We start from the raw sequence: 15,837 nt of genomic DNA, 5'->3' as shown, positions 1-15,837 counted from the left end.
TATGATAGATATAAAAAAATATGATAAAGAATTATTGATGGATATGTTAGAAAAAATGGTTTTAATAAGAAGATTTGAAGAAAAAGCTGCTCAAAGCTATGGATTAAGAAAAATAGGTGGCTTTCTTCATCTTTATATAGGAGAAGAAGCCGTTGCAGTTGGTGCCATACAAAATTTAAATCTATCAAAAGACTATGTATTAACAACATATAGAGACCATGGTCATGCATTAGCATGCGGCTTGACTCCAAATTCTTTGATGGCAGAATTATATGGAAAAATAACTGGCTGTTCAAAAGGAAAAGGTGGATCCATGCATTTTTTCGATGAAAAAAAACATTTTTATGGTGGTAATGGAATAGTTGGGGCACATATTCCAATTGCAGCAGGCGTTGGACTAAAAATAAAATATTTAAAAGAAGATGGAGTAGTACTATGCTTTTTTGGAGATGGTGCTATACATCAAGGAAGCTTCCATGAAACGTTAAATATGGCTAAAATATGGGAGATTCCAGTTATTTTCATATGTGAAAATAATCAATATGGTATGGGAACAGATTTTAAACGTGTTTCTTCGATACAAGATTTCTCAATAATGGCAGGTTCTTACGGAATGTATGGTGAACAAGTCAATGGAATGAATATACTCGAAGTATATGATACAGTAAAAAAATCTATAGAAAAAGCAAAAAATGGCATTCCAGTTCTTTTAGAAGCAAAAACCTATAGATACAAAGGCCATTCTGCAAGTGATCCAGCTAAGTATAGATCAAAAGACGAATTAGAAAAATACAAATCACAAGATCCAATTTTGATATTAAAAAATGAAATGATAAAAAATAATCTGCTCAAAGAAGAAGAATTTGAGGATATAGATATAAAATGTAAAAAAATTGCAAAAGAAGCAGCTGATTATGCAGAAAAAAGTGATGAACCTGACTTAAATGAATTGTACACAGATATTCTTATTTAGGGGGGATAACATATGAAAATAACTATGAGAGAAGCCATAAAAGCCGCTATCGATGAAGAAATGGAAAAAGATACAAATATAATTCTTATGGGTGAAGAAGTTGGCCAATATAATGGAGCTTATAAAGTTTCTCAAGGACTTTTAGATAAATACACAGACAAAAGAATATTAGATACTCCTATAACAGAAGAGGGCTTTGCAGGAATAGGAATAGGTGCTGCAATGGCAGGTTTAAGACCTATTGTAGAGTTCATGACATTTAATTTTTCTATACAAGCAATGGATCAAATAATTAATAATGCTGCAAAAATGCTTTACATGTCTGGAGGACAGTTAAAAGTTCCCATCGTATTTAGAGGACCTAATGGTCCTGCAGAATTTTTGGGTTCACAGCATTCTCAAGCTTTACAAACATTTTTCTTTCATACTCCAGGTTTAAAAGTCATGGCACCATCTACTCCAGAAGATGCAAAAGGCATGTTAAAAACCGCAATCAGAGATGATAATCCAGTAATTTTCCTTGAAGGTGAAATGATGTACAGTTGGGAAGGAGAAGTACCGGAAAATGAATATCTCATTCCTTTTGGTAAAGCTATAAAAAGAACCGAAGGCTCTGATATAACTATAATATCTTATTCAAAACCTATGAAAACAGTATTAGAAACAAATGAAAAATTAAAAGAATTAAATATAAACGCAGAAATAATAGATTTAAGATCTCTAAGACCTCTTGACGAAGAAACCATCTATGAATCTGTAAAAAAAACCAACAGAGTCGTGATAGTTGATGAATCATGGCCAAATGCAAGTGTTGCCTCTCATATTGGATGGTTAATACATAAAAATGTCTTTGATTACTTAGATGCTCCTGTAGAACTCGTAACTTCAGAAGATGTTCCAATGCCTTATAATCACAAACTCGAATTACATGCACAACCAACTGTTGAAAAGATATTAAATGCTGTAAAAAAAGTAATGTACATTTAAGGGGGGATTTAAAATGGCTGAAAAAATATTTATGATAGCTCTTTCCCCAACTATGAAAAAGGGAAAAATAACTAAATGGAGAGTAAACCAAGGTGATACTATAAAAGAAGGTCAAATAATCTGTGATGTAGAAACTGATAAAACTACTATGGAATATGAATCGATGAATGAGGGAACTATATTAAAAATAATAGTAAACTCTGGTGAACGTGCTTCAGTTGGTCAAACAATTGCTATAGTTGGAGAAGAAAATGAAAATATACAGGAAATTTTAGATGAATTGAAAGATGAAATAAGAGAGAATAATAAATCTGAAAAAACAAAAACTGAAAAAATCATTGAAGAAAAAGATACAAATAATATAAACACAAAACAAAATAATGAAGATGGTTCCCATATAAAGATATCACCTCTTGCAAAAAAAATAGCAAAATTAAATAATATAGACATAAAAAAAATAAAAGGGTCTGGACCTAATGGCAGAATAATAAAAAAAGATATTGAAGAATTTAAAGACAAAAAAACAAGTTTCTTTAAAAATGTTGGTGAAGATAAAATTATAGAAATATCTGATAAGAGAAGAATAATAGCTGAAAGACTTTCAGAATCTAAATTCACTTCTCCACACTATTATTTAAAAGTATCTGTAAATATGGAAAATATATTAAACACGAGAAAAGAAATGAACAAAAAAGGCGAAAAAGTTTCTTTAAACTCATATTTAATAAAAATTGCATCTCAAGCAATTTTAAAACATAAAATAATAAATTCTTCATGGAATGATGAAAATATAATCGAATACTCAAATATAGATATTGGAATTGCGGTTGCCCAAAAAGATGGTTTAATAACTCCAATAATAAGACAAACTCAATTTAAAGGAATAAAAGATATAGATACCGAATTAAAACAATTAATAGAAAAGGCAAAAGATGGAAGTTTAGAACCTGAAGAATATACAAATTCAACTTTCACAATATCTAATCTTGGAAGTTTTGGAATAGAAGAATTCACTGCTATAATAAATCCTCCAGGCTCGGCAATATTGGCAATTGGTTCTATAAACGAAAAACCAATTGTTGAAAATGGCGAAATCAAGATAAAACCTATAATGAAAATGACTTTATCCTGTGATCATAGATTAATTGATGGAGCTTCTGGAGCTGAATTTTTAAAATATTTAAAAGATATAATTGAAAATCCATTTAAAATGTTATACTAAGGAGGTTTTAAATATGGATTTTGATTTAGCTATAATAGGAGCTGGTCCTGGAGGTTATGTATCAGCAATAAGGGCTAGTCAACTCGGAATTAAAACAATAATATTCGAAAAAGATAAACCTGGTGGAGTATGTTTAAATATTGGATGTATTCCTTCAAAAAGTTTAATAAGTCAAGCAGAAAAATACAGAAATATGCTCGAATTTATAGATAAAGGAGTTAAAATGGACTTGACTTCTTTTGATTATAAAAAAGTATTTCATGAATCAAGAAAAGCATCTGAAACACTTTCAAATGGTGTCAAATATTTATTAGAAAAAAACAATATAACTTATATAAATTCTCAAGCAAAAATAACAGATAAAAATACTATAAAATATGAAAATAAAAGTATAACAGCAAAAAATATAATAATTGCAACTGGTTCTAAACCAAGAGAATTAAAAGGATTTGAATTCGATGAAGAAAAAATACTATCCTCAACAGGTATTTTAATGCAAGAAAAATTACCTAAAAGCATATTAATAATTGGAAGTGGTGCAATTGGAATGGAATTTGCATATGTCATGAAAAGTTTTGGTGTAGATGTCACAATAGCAGAAATGCTCGATAACATACTTCCATTAGAAGACGAAGACACAGCAAAAATTTTAAAAGATGCCTTTAAGAAAGATGGTATAAAAATATTAAATTCAACTATAGCAAAAAGCTATGAAAACTATGAAGATCTTTTAAAAGTTAAATTAGAAAATATAAAAGATAATTCAATATCAGAAATAAAAGTTGAAAAAATACTTGTAGCAGTTGGAAGAATCCCTATAATAGATGATTTAGGATTAGAAAATACTAAAATTAAAATAGAAAAAGGATTTATAAAAGTTAATGATTATTATCAGACAGATGAATCCAACATATATGCCATAGGAGATGTAGTTAAAACACCACAATTAGCCCATGTTGCTTCTAAAGAAGGTGAAATTGCGGTTGAACATATAAAAGGACAAAAAAACAAATTAAATTTAAATGCCATACCTTCAGCAGTTTATTGTGAACCAGAAATAGCAAGTTTTGGATATACAGAAAAGGCTTTAAAAGAAAATGACAAAAAATATGAAAAAGCTTATTTCCCATACTATGGTGCTGGAAAAACTGTTGCAATAGGAAAAAGTGATGGGATTATAAAAATACTCTATGAACCTCAAACTCATGAAATATTAGGAGCTCATATTGCTGGATATAATGCAACTGAGATAATACATGAAATATTACTTGCAAAATCATCTGAATTATTGCCAGAAGATATAGCAAATATGATACATGCTCACCCTACTATATCTGAAGCCGTTATGGAATCTATGAGAGCCGTTGAAGGATGGGCAATACATATATAAAAAATAAGCCAAGTTTATCAACTTGGCTTATTTTTTTGAGATTTGATATGTTTTTTTATTTTTTTCATAGCCCAATCATAATGACTTGAAGTAGCACTCACAAAATAAGCCCCTAAAGTAGTACTTTTAGTCCATTTATAAACTTTTTTTGAAAAAAGTTCATCATTTGTATGGCTTTCTATCAAATCTAAAACCATTTTATGACTTTCTTTCAACATTTTTTTAGAAGAATCTAAAGATACATCTTGATATTTTTTCCATATTTCAAGATTCAAGTCGGGAAGAGTTCTCCAAGTATATCCTTTTCCTGGAACTTCTGGAATTCCTCCCTCAATTGTTCCTATTCTATGCCATCTATTAACCATTTGATGCCATTCATATAGATGAACGAGAATATCCCTTAAATTTTTATCTCTATCTTCAAATAAAAACAAAGAATTTTGCTCTTCTTCTGTCATAGTATCTATTAAACTCCAAAGTTTTGAAAATCTTTCATTTGCAGCTTCTATTAAATCAGGTTTTGTAGTTGGCCTTGACATAAAATCACCCCTTTAATATAATTATAAAATATACAATATGACATATTATGTCATGCAATATATTTATATATTATATTTATCATCTCTTTCTAAATCTTTTTTTGGTTTTAACATATCTTTCATATCCTTATTCAAAGATTCTTTAAAATTTATCTTATATTTATTTATAAATTCTTTTTGAGATTCTAATCTTTTTTTACCTCTTTTATCAATTCTTCTATAAATTCCATCAGAATTAAGAATTCTTGCTTTTTCAGTATCTTCAAGGGTAAGTTTTAAAATATCATATAATTCATCCTTTAATTCCTTTTCTTCTATAGAAAATAATATTTCAACTCTTCTATGCAAGTTCCTTGGCATCAAATCTGCACTTGAAAGATATATTTTAAAATCATTTCCATTATTAAAATAATATATTCTTGTATGTTCTAAAAATCTTCCAACTATACTTATAACTTCTATATTATCACTCAAATTTTTTATACCAGGTTTAAGGGCACAAATACCTCTGACTATCAATTTTATTTTCACATTTTTTTGAGATGCTTTATAAAGAGCATCTATAATTGGTGTTTCAAGTAATGAATTTACTTTTATTATTATACTGGCTTTAAACCCATTTTCGGCATACATAATTTCATTTTCTATTAATTTTATTATATTTTCTTGTAATCCAATTGGAGCTACCATAAATTTTTTCCATTCCGGAGGTTGAGAATAACCCGTAAGAACATTGAATAAAGCTGAAGCATCCCAACCAAAAGACTCCTTAGATGTAAAAAATCCTATATCCGTATACAATTTTGCTGTTTTATCATTATAATTTCCCGTACTCAAATGAACATATCTTTTTATACCTTCATATTCTTTTCTAACAATCAAAAGTATCTTACTATGAACTTTTAATCCAACTAATCCATAAACAACATAACATCCAGCTTTTTCAAGTTTTTTTGCCCATTCTATATTATTCTTTTCATCAAATCTTGCCTTTAATTCAACTAAAACTGTAACTTGTTTTCCATTTTTAGCAGCTTTTATAAGTGCTTCTACAATAGGAGAATCTCCACTAACTCTATATAATGTTTGTTTTATGGCTAGTACATTTTCATCTTCGGCTGCTCTTTCAATAAAATTCACTACATGTTCAAAAGATTGATAAGGATGAAAAAGCAATATATCTTTATTTTTTATAACTTTAAATATATCTTTATTAAAAAAATCTTTATGTGGTGATGGTTTAAAATTCTCATACTTCAAACAACCAAAATCATTCAATAATGCTATATTCATAAAAGCTGAAATATCTAAAGGACCATTTATCATGTATATATCTGAATTCGAAAGGTTGAGCATTGTTTTTAAAATATCTAAAAGTTTTTTATCTATTTTTTTAAACACTTCAAGTCTCACAGGCATTCCCCATTTTCTTTGTACAAGAGACTTTTCTATCTCTTGTAAAAGATCTTCTGCACCTTCCTCATCTATTGAAAGATCCGCATTTCTCGTAATTCTAAATGGAGACATATGTTTTATAACATATCCTGGAAACAAATTTTCTGCATTATTCATTATTATATCTTCAAGCAATATATAAGTTTTAGTTCCATCACTAATTTCTATTTCATAAAATCTTGGTATTATAGATGGAACTTGTAAAATTGCTATTTTTTCATTTTCATTTTCTTTAAACAAAGAAACAGCTATATTCAAACTTTTATTTGGTAATTTTGGAAAGGGTCTACTCTGATCAATTGCCATAGGTGTTATAACAGGGAAAACAATAGTTTCATAATATTTTTTTACTTTTTTCAATTGCTCTTTTTTTAATAAATCATAATTCAAAATTCTTATTCTTTCTTTTTTTAATATTGGTAATATAGACCTATTAAGACAATCATACTGTTTTTTTATCATAGTATGTATATTCATAGATATCTCTTTCAACTGTTCCATAGGTGTTCTACCTGATATATCTCTTTTTTCATATCCAGCTTCAACTTGTTCTTTTAATCCGGCAACCCTTATCATAAAAAATTCATCTAAATTTGAAGAGGTTATAGCTAAAAATTTCAATCTTTCAAGTACTGGATTTTGTTTATCCATAGCTTCTTCTAAAACTCTATTATTAAATTCAATCCAACTAAGCTCTCTGTTAAAATAAATATTATTTTCCAATAAAATCACCTCTCAATATTTATTTAACAATTTTTTGTAAAATTATCTTCTTACCAAAAACTTCTTGAAAAAATTCACTTTTTTTGTTAAATGTCCATTCTTCAAGTGTCATATCTTCAGTCGTATAAACATTTATAATTATTTTATTTTTAGTATTTTTCAAATCTATTTCTTTAGTTTTTTTTGTATGAGATCTATCTAAAGCATCCGCAATTCTCAATATAGAAAGCAATTTAGCTATTCTTATTCTTTCTTTATTGGTAAGAATCTTAAGAGTTTCTTCATTTATATCTATATTATTTTTTGAATGAAGTCTCGCTATATTTGACACCACTTCTATATCTTTTATATTTAAACCCGGAAGATCTGATGCCTTTATTATTTCATAAGAATAATATGCATGATTTTTTAAGTTTATAAATTTACCTATATCATGAAGTATTGAAGCTATTCTTAATAAAAATCTATCTCTTTGTTTCAACTTATGAATATTATTAATTTCATTAAAAATAATTAATGCATATTTTTCAACATTTTTAGCATGAATCTTATCAAAATGATATTTCTCTCCAAAATAATATGCAGATTTTATTACTTTTTCTTCAAAATCTTCTTCATATCTCGTATATTCATTTCTTTTTAAAATTTCATATAAGATAGAATCCATAAGACCTATATTAAAAATCTTCATATTATTAACCTTAGATATACTCAAAAGCATTTTATAAATCGCTAATGTTGCGAGTATATTTTCAGGTTTTTCATTTATAATACTATACTTTTCATTGATCTGATTAATTGTTTTATTTTTAATATCTTCAATAAAAGTGTTAAAATCATTTATTGATATTTGTTCATAATGTTTATCAATCAGTTTTGAAATCAATCTTATCTCTCTACCAGTTATAAAAAAATAATTTACATTTTCATTCTTAAAAGAATTTTGAAGTGTAACTCCAAAACTTCTTAAATATTGATCCACTACACTATAAAAACTTATAGTTTCATTATTCAATTCCTTCAATATCTGAGCTAATTTTATAGTACCAACTTTTATATTATGGTTAAACTTTATCTCACCATTTAAATAATACATTATTCCAAGAGAACCTGTTCCTATATAACTAAGTATTATATTAGAATTTTTAAAATTCTTATCATTTTCTATAATTCTTATCATCTGTTTATAAATTATTGTTTTTTCTTCATTATCATCCAATACATCTATATTAAACTTAGTTCTCGACTTTATTTGTTCAATTATAAACTTAGAATTCTTTGCTTCTCTTAAAGCAGTAGTTGCTATTACTTTTACTTTTTTTACACCATATTCTTTTAATTTATTTCTAAAATTTTTGAGTATAAAACATATTTCTTCAACTATCTCATATGAAATTCTACCCGTATTAAAACTCTCTATACCTAAATTTAAAGGCTTTTCTAACTTTTCTAACTCAATTATATTATCTTCTTTATCTAAATAAGCTATTTTCATAATTATAGCTTTAGATGCTATATTTATAACCGCCGATGTTTCATAATCCATGATCAATCCACCCTATTTTTTGCCATCTGATAAGCACCAAATATACATGCATCATCGCCAAGAGAAGCAATCTTAAACTCTGTAGATTCATAATTTTGTTTTAATGAATATTTTTTACTATATTCATTAATAGTATCCAATAATTTGTCAGAAAAACTTTCAATCAACCCTCCACCAAGAATTATTATTTGAGGATTAAATATATTCATAATATTTGCTGAAACTATACCAATATACTTAGCAACTTCATCCATAATTTCAACTACAAGTTCATCATTTTCTTCATAAGCCTTTAAAAGAATTGAACTTTTTATTATAGAATCATCAAGTATATACTCTTTTATAGAACTATCTCTACCTTTTCTTATTTGATTGGAAAGACTCTTTTGAATTGCAACTTTTGAAGCAAAACTTTCAACACATCCTCTAGACCCACATCCACAATAAGGTCCATCTGGATTTACAGTTATATGACCTATTTCAGCAGATGCCCCTATAGAACCCTTATAAATTTTTCTATCAATTATTATTCCCCCACCAAATCCAGTTCCAATAAAAAATCCAACTATATTATCATATTTTGATATACTCTCCGTATTATATTCTCCATAAAGTGCTACATTTGCATCATTACCAACATATACATCAACCTTATAATTTTCTTCTAAAAATTCTTTCAAAGAAAAACCACTTAATGGCATATTTGGAGTAAATAATATTTTTCCTTCTTTTATTATTCCAGGTACTCCACAACCAATAGCCTCTATATCTGTTTCACCTTCTATCAATATATCTATAACTTTTTTTATTTGATTTTTAACCTTTTCAATACCTTTATTCGATTTTGAAGATTTTTTCTCTCTTTTTAATATCTCACCTTTTTCGTCGAATAAAGCTCCAAGTATCTTCGTTCCGCCTATATCAAGAGATAATATTTTTCCCATAAAAAACCCTCCTTAGAAGTTTTATAATTTAATTATATCACGTAACTTTTAATTACCATTTTAATTTTTAATCTATCTTTAATTATTTTAACAAAATATACTTATCATTTTGATATAATTATAAATATAAAAAATTAAAGAGGTGATATATATGAGCACAAATCAAAATCTCATAAGAGCTTTTTTTATTGAATCAAAAAACATGAACTTATTTGATTATTTTTCATCAAGAGCTAAAAAAGATGGTTATATATCTATAGAAAATATATTTCAAGAATTTTCTTTTCATGAAAGGTCCCATGCTAAAAACTTTTTAAGATTAATAAATACATCCGATACTTTAGAAAATTTTAATTATAATCATATTCCAATTGCTTCAACACTTGAAAACTTAAAAATGATGATAGATGAAAAAGAAAAAATAATAGATCTTTACTTAAAATATTCCAAAATAGCCGATGAAGAAAAAAATCAAAAAGCCTGCGTGAAATTTAAAACAATTGCAAAAGCTCATGAATACCATATAAAAGTCCTGAAAGAACTTGTAGAAAATATAATAAATCAAGAATTTTTTTCTTCTTCTGAAAAAATATTCTGGAAATGTTTAAAATGTGGTTATATCTATGAAGGAACTAATCCACCTGAAATATGTCCTGCATGTGGTCATGATAAATCTTATTTTGTAAAAATAAAATAAAACCATTGAAATATAATATTTCAATGGTTTTATCATTATCATACCGAAAAATCTATATTATGTATCGTTCCCACTTCACCAGTTTCTTTCAAAAATATTCCAGTATTTCTTATAACTCCAAGTGTATTGTCTATAGAAGTTTTAAGCGAATAATCATTTTTACTATTCCCAAGATATATAGCTCCAACACCTGTTTCTTTAAGTGTAAACAACATATCTGTACCATTGGAGGTTTTAGCCCAAACTCTTAAATCATTAAATATTTCATCATTCTCATCTATCCAACCATTTTTATCTTGATCATAAACACTCAATTCACTAAAACCATTTCCAGATTCAGGTCCAAAAAGCTCAGAACCATCATCTATTTTTCCATTTTCATTCTTATCAAAAGCTAAAAATCCCATTCCATCTTTTAAATATGAAATACTTTCTTTTATACCATCAGAATTTAAGTCAAATTCAAATTTTTCTTGATCAAGATCAGAAATCATAGTATCATAATTTATTACAAGCGGATCTTGAACACTTCCAACAGTAAAATTAAAACTTTCTTTTTCAAACATGGCTCTTTCCATACTCATTTCAAGATCAAAAGATATTTCTCTACCATCACTGGTTTTCACCATTCCACTGGAAGAAAAATTTAGTTTCTCATATTCATATCTTTCAAGATCATAATTATATTCAAAACCCCATTCACGATTATTAATATTCTGATATCTATTTAAATTCAAGTCATTTTTCAATTCAGAATTATTTTTTTCAAGATCTTTTAATTTATTTTTCAACTCATCAGAATCAATAACCTTAAAACTATTAAGTTTTTTTCCAGTAAATTTTTCAACCATTTCTATCAACATTTTTAACTCTATCTTAGATTTATCTTCTATATTTAAATCATCTATATCTTCATCTTTTGAAATATTCTTTATATCATTCAAAATATTTTTTATATCCTGCATTCTCTCTTTTATAGAGCTCATCAAATCTTTAGCAAAATCATTATTGGATTTTTCGGATGGCTTATTTCCTACCCAAAACAAAGACTTTTTTGTTTCTGTCTTCTTATAAATATACTCCCTATTAGAAAGCATATTCAATTTGTAATTATCTATTTTCATTTTTTCACCTCCCAAAATATTATCGGGCGGTTATTTATTAATATTATATTATTAAAGTTAATATTTTTTAAAACATATCATAATCTATACATAATGGCTTATCTGTTTTCTGATCTATTATTATATTAGAATCTATATTAAAAATTCTCTTCAAATTTTCATGATTTATTACTTCTTTTGGTGTTCCCGATTTTACTATTTCTCCATCTTTCATAGCTATTATATTAGTTGAAAATTTTGAAGCATGGTTTATATCATGAAGTACCATAACTATAGTTCTTTCATGATCTTTATTTAATCTGTCAACTATTTTTAAAACATCAAGTTGATGGGCCATATCAAGATATGTAGTTGGTTCATCCAACAATAAAATTTTAGTCTCTTGTGCTAAAGCCATTGCAAGCCAAACTTTTTGTCTTTGTCCACCAGATAAACTATCTATATTTCTATATTGAAAATCTTTTATGTTAGTAACTTCCATTGCCCAATTTATTATATCCAAATCTTTTTTGTTCATAGTTGAAAATTTATTTCTATGTGGATATCTTCCATATGAAATTAATTCTCTAACCTTTAATTGCCCAGGAGCTTTTGGATTTTGAGGCAATAAAGCTATTTTTTTTGATATTTTTTTACTTTGCATTTTTCTCATATTTTCATTCTCTAAAAAGACTTTCCCAGAATCTTGTTTTAATATTCTTCCTATAGTCTTTAAAAGTGTAGATTTACCACAACCATTTGGACCTATTATAGTTGTTACTGTTCCACTTTCTATACTTATATTCAAATCTTCAAAAACAATATATTTATCATAACATGTCTTTAAATTTTCAGTCTTTATGATCATTTTTATTATCTCCCTTTTGATTTAAACATTAAAAATAAAAAATAAGGAACTCCTATTATTGAAATTACAACACCAACTGGAACTTCAGATACAGGCGAAATATTTTTTGCCACAAAATCCGATATTATGACAAGAAACATCCCTATCATTCCTGATATTTTTAACATATATTTATGTTTTATCCCGACCAAACGTCTTGAAATATGAGGCGCAATAAGTCCTACAAAACCTATACTTCCAGAAAATGCTACACATGTGCTTACTATAGCAATTGAAGATATTAAAACTTTTTTTCTTTCTTTATTGAGCTCCACACCAAGTGATATTATATTCTCATCTTCAAGTTGCATTATATCCAAAACATCTGATTTTTTAATGATATATGGTATAAAAATTAAAAACCAAGGGATCATTCCTAAAATATAATTCCAATTAGCATTATATGTACTTCCAGACAACCATGTCATAGCCATTTCATAATCATCAGGATTCATTTTCAAACTTATAAAAAGAGTATACGCACCAAAACCAGATGATAAAGCAATTCCTATTAAAATAAGTTTTTCAATGTTTAAAAAACCTCTTTTTGAAGAAAAATAAAATATTAATATTGCAGAAAATAAACCTCCAAATATTCCAAAAATTGGCATAATCATTATCCCAACCAAATTTTTAAAATTAATTATATCTTTGAAAAAAAACATAAAAGTTATAACAGATGCTCCAGCACCTGCATTAATTCCTAAAATCCCTGGATCTGCAAGTTCATTTTTAGTTACAGTTTGAACTACTGATCCAGCAATACCAAGACCAAAACCTATAAATCCACTCAATATTATTCTTGGCATTCTAAATTCAAATATTACAAGATCTCTACTCTTACTTGGATTTATCCTAAATATTGTTTCAATTACATCTTTAAAAGTCATTTCAAATGTTCCTATTTTTATACTGATCAAAACCATAAAAATACTCAAAATCAATATAATAAAAAAATTTCTTCTAAATATTCTTTTTTCTTCTATTAAAAAATCATGCATAATTTTTCTCTCCCTTTTTACCAGCTAAATACAGAAAAAAAGGAACTCCAAATAATGCAGTTACAACTCCAACAGGAGTTTCAAAAGGATAATTTAAAAATCTGCTCAAAACATCTGCTCCGGATAAGAAAAAAGCACCTATCAACCCAGAAATTGGTATTATTTTTTTATAATCATGACCCACAAAATACTTCGTTATATGAGGTATCATTAATCCTATAAAACTTATTTTTCCCGCCATAGCTACAGAAATACCACTCAAAATTATAACTGTTAAAGATATTAAAATTTTATTTTTTTTAATATTCTGTCCAAGTCCTATAGCAATCTCTTCTCCTAATGATAAAACAGTTATAGACTCTGAAAGAATCAAAGCCATTATTATTCCTATTATTGCAAATGGAATTATCCACTTTATCATATTTGGTGTAAGTTGATTAATTCTCGAATAATACCAAAAACTTATATCTTGTGAAGTTCTAAAATATATGGAAAGACCTACAGATAAACTACTCAAAAAAGTTCCGGTTATAGCCCCTATAATAGTAAGTCTAACTGGAGTCATTCCATTTGGAATTATAGAACTCATAAAAAAAACTATAAAAGCTCCAAAAGCTGAACCCATCAATGAAAATACTATCAACAAAATATTTGAAGATGCTGGAAAAAGTATTATACAAAGAGTGACAAAAAAAGTAGAGCCATCAAGTATTCCCAATATAGATGGAGAAGCTATTATATTTCTTGTCATTCCTTGCATCATAGATCCAGAAATAGCTAAAAAGGCCCCTATCATAAGGGAGCCTATTATTCTTGGTACTCTTGAATACATAATAATTTGATGATCAACATCATCAGGATTAAAGTTGAAAAAAGATTCTTTTATAACTTTTATATCTATATTCTTTGAACCTAAAATTATAGAAAGAAATGAAATTATTATTATTCCTATAATTAATAGTAAAATCAAAATTATATTTTTTCTTTTATTTTCAATCATAAAAAAATTTCTTTCCTTTCTTTTTTATTTTTTAAATATTTCAATTATTGCATCTAAAAAAGATATTTTACTATATGCTGTTCCACCTTGTGCCATTGGATTAACTATATTCACAAAAACCTTATCATCTTTTACTGCTTTTATATTTTTCCAAATTGGATTTTTTTGTAAATCTTTAAGAGCTTCTGGGCTATCTAAATTTTCATTCTTTTCAAATTGTAAAAATATAAAATTGGGATTTATTTCACTCAATTTCTCCATCGAAATCATCTCTTGTCTTTTAGTTTTCTCTATTATCTCTGGAACTTCCAAACCCAATTCAGAGTATAATGATTCATTAAAATAACTATCTTTTCCATATATCATTATATTTCCCGATCTTATTCTTATCAAAAGTGCTGTTTTATTTTTAAATACCTCTTTTAAATACTTTTGATTCTCTTGAAGTTTAAGTTTATAATCTTTTATTATTTTTTCTGCTTTTAATTCTTTATCAGTTATTTGACCCATTAAAATCAAATTATCTTCCCAATCTGCTGTATAATGAGAAACTGGTATTGTAATCTGAATTTTTTCTAATTTATTCAAAGTTACTTCATCTGCCTTAGTAGTAGAAATTATCAAATCTGGATTCAACATCAAAATCTTTTCAAAGTTAGGACTTCTTTTATCCCCAATAGTATATGAATCTTTAGTTATTGATTCAAAAAGCTTTGGAATCTCTCCTCCAACTGTCATAACTCCATAAGGCTCATAGCCCAAAACCAATGCATCCTCAACAGCTTCAACTGCACCTGTTATTACAAGTCTTTCAACTTTTTTTGGTATTTTATATTCTTCTCCACGATATTCTATAGTTTTATAATCAGCAAATAAATTTATAAATAAAACCGAAAACATTGTGAAAATTAAAATATTCTTTTTCATCTAATCTCCCCTTTTTGTAGTCTTTTATACATATAGTAAATTTGTGAACTAAAATTAATGATATCATCTAAGACAAAAATTGTCAACATATCTAATTTTTTTAGATATACCTAACAAATAGATAAAAAAACTCCCAAATTAGGTACAGTTTAAAAAAATAATCATCATGAAGCAATATAATTACTTCATGATGATTATTCAATTTATTAATAAACGAGCATTCGTAAATTTTAAATTGCTATTTCTCAATAAAATTTTTCATTTTAAAGAATCTCGTTAATTGTAATTAATTTAATTTTGGAATTATTTCTTGAAAATTCTATAATTTCTTCTGTAAATCCTGTTTTTGAAAAAAGATAAAAGTATTTTTCTGTGAAATTTAATAAATTACTTTTTTCAAGTAATTGTTCATATACTTCTATA

General features: G+C 26.8%; 14 protein-coding genes. 5 read left to right on the top strand and 9 right to left on the bottom strand.

The window, feature by feature from the left end; translation table 11 throughout:
* Position 1: 1 nt before the first annotated feature.
* From pdhA to lpdA, 4 genes are read left to right on the top strand one after another with little or no spacing between them, the layout of a single operon-like run.
* Positions 2–973 carry a pyruvate dehydrogenase (acetyl-transferring) E1 component subunit alpha gene (gene pdhA / locus PWP28_RS07175; protein ID WP_264149564.1) on the top strand — a complete coding sequence of 324 codons (972 nt, stop codon included), beginning with the start codon at positions 2–4 and terminating at the stop codon, positions 971–973.
* Between the two features lie 12 nt (positions 974–985).
* Positions 986–1,960 carry a pyruvate dehydrogenase complex E1 component subunit beta gene (locus PWP28_RS07170; RefSeq protein ID WP_308644474.1) on the top strand — a complete coding sequence of 325 codons (975 nt, stop codon included), beginning with the start codon at positions 986–988 and terminating at the stop codon, positions 1,958–1,960.
* Between the two features lie 13 nt (positions 1,961–1,973).
* Positions 1,974–3,182: a dihydrolipoamide acetyltransferase family protein gene (locus PWP28_RS07165; protein ID WP_308644473.1), complete on the top strand. Its 1,209-nt coding sequence runs from the start codon at positions 1,974–1,976 to the stop codon at positions 3,180–3,182.
* Between the two features lie 13 nt (positions 3,183–3,195).
* The gene (gene lpdA, locus PWP28_RS07160) at positions 3,196–4,572 is read left to right on the top strand and encodes a dihydrolipoyl dehydrogenase (protein ID WP_264149561.1); all 1,377 of its coding nucleotides are present in this window, start codon (positions 3,196–3,198) and stop codon (positions 4,570–4,572) included.
* Between the two features lie 17 nt (positions 4,573–4,589).
* Here the strand turns inward: lpdA and PWP28_RS07155 are convergent, their stop codons facing one another.
* The 4 genes from PWP28_RS07155 to PWP28_RS07140 all read right to left on the bottom strand — a co-directional run bounded on the left by PWP28_RS07155 (position 4,590) and on the right by PWP28_RS07140 (position 9,779).
* Positions 4,590–5,111 carry a ClbS/DfsB family four-helix bundle protein gene (locus PWP28_RS07155; RefSeq protein WP_264149560.1) on the bottom strand — a complete coding sequence of 174 codons (522 nt, stop codon included), beginning with the start codon at positions 5,109–5,111 and terminating at the stop codon, positions 4,590–4,592.
* 63 nt (positions 5,112–5,174) lie between these two features.
* Positions 5,175–7,298: an RNA degradosome polyphosphate kinase gene (locus PWP28_RS07150; RefSeq protein WP_374045485.1), complete on the bottom strand. Its 2,124-nt coding sequence runs from the start codon at positions 7,296–7,298 to the stop codon at positions 5,175–5,177.
* Positions 7,299–7,308: 10 nt separating this feature from the next.
* Positions 7,309–8,835, bottom strand: a complete 1,527-nt coding sequence (locus tag PWP28_RS07145; protein WP_308644471.1) for an HD domain-containing protein — start codon at positions 8,833–8,835, stop codon at positions 7,309–7,311.
* Positions 8,836–8,837: 2 nt separating this feature from the next.
* Positions 8,838–9,779, bottom strand: coding sequence for an ROK family protein (locus PWP28_RS07140; RefSeq protein ID WP_308644470.1), 942 nt, complete (start codon positions 9,777–9,779; stop codon positions 8,838–8,840).
* A gap of 151 nt (positions 9,780–9,930) precedes the next feature.
* Here PWP28_RS07140 and PWP28_RS07135 point away from each other — a divergent pair, with 151 nt between their 5' ends.
* Complete coding sequence (locus PWP28_RS07135; protein WP_308644469.1) at positions 9,931–10,476, top strand: rubrerythrin family protein; 546 nt, start codon at positions 9,931–9,933, stop codon at positions 10,474–10,476.
* Positions 10,477–10,514: 38 nt separating this feature from the next.
* Here the strand turns inward: PWP28_RS07135 and PWP28_RS07130 are convergent, their stop codons facing one another.
* The 5 genes from PWP28_RS07130 to PWP28_RS07110 all read right to left on the bottom strand — a co-directional run bounded on the left by PWP28_RS07130 (position 10,515) and on the right by PWP28_RS07110 (position 15,414).
* On the bottom strand, positions 10,515–11,600 hold the full coding sequence (locus PWP28_RS07130; protein WP_308644468.1) for a hypothetical protein: 1,086 nt from the start codon (positions 11,598–11,600) through the stop codon (positions 10,515–10,517).
* Between the two features lie 67 nt (positions 11,601–11,667).
* Positions 11,668–12,447: an ABC transporter ATP-binding protein gene (locus tag PWP28_RS07125; RefSeq protein WP_109604876.1), complete on the bottom strand. Its 780-nt coding sequence runs from the start codon at positions 12,445–12,447 to the stop codon at positions 11,668–11,670.
* Positions 12,448–12,452: 5 nt separating this feature from the next.
* Positions 12,453–13,487, bottom strand: a complete 1,035-nt coding sequence (locus tag PWP28_RS07120; RefSeq protein WP_308644467.1) for an iron ABC transporter permease — start codon at positions 13,485–13,487, stop codon at positions 12,453–12,455.
* Positions 13,480–14,487 (bottom strand): iron ABC transporter permease, encoded by a 1,008-nt coding sequence (locus tag PWP28_RS07115; protein WP_109604874.1) that lies wholly within the window; start codon positions 14,485–14,487, stop codon positions 13,480–13,482. The genes PWP28_RS07120 and PWP28_RS07115 overlap by 8 nt, the downstream gene beginning before the upstream one ends.
* A 24-nt stretch (positions 14,488–14,511) precedes the next feature.
* Positions 14,512–15,414 (bottom strand): ABC transporter substrate-binding protein, encoded by a 903-nt coding sequence (locus PWP28_RS07110; protein ID WP_308644466.1) that lies wholly within the window; start codon positions 15,412–15,414, stop codon positions 14,512–14,514.
* Positions 15,415–15,837: the final 423 nt, after the last annotated feature.

The sequence above is a fragment of the Oceanotoga sp. genome (genome assembly GCF_030445905.1).
GTDB lineage: Bacteria > Thermotogota > Thermotogae > Petrotogales > Petrotogaceae > Oceanotoga > Oceanotoga teriensis.
The sequence above is the reverse complement of the archived record's forward strand: the minus strand, read 5'-3'. Positions and strand labels throughout refer to the sequence as shown.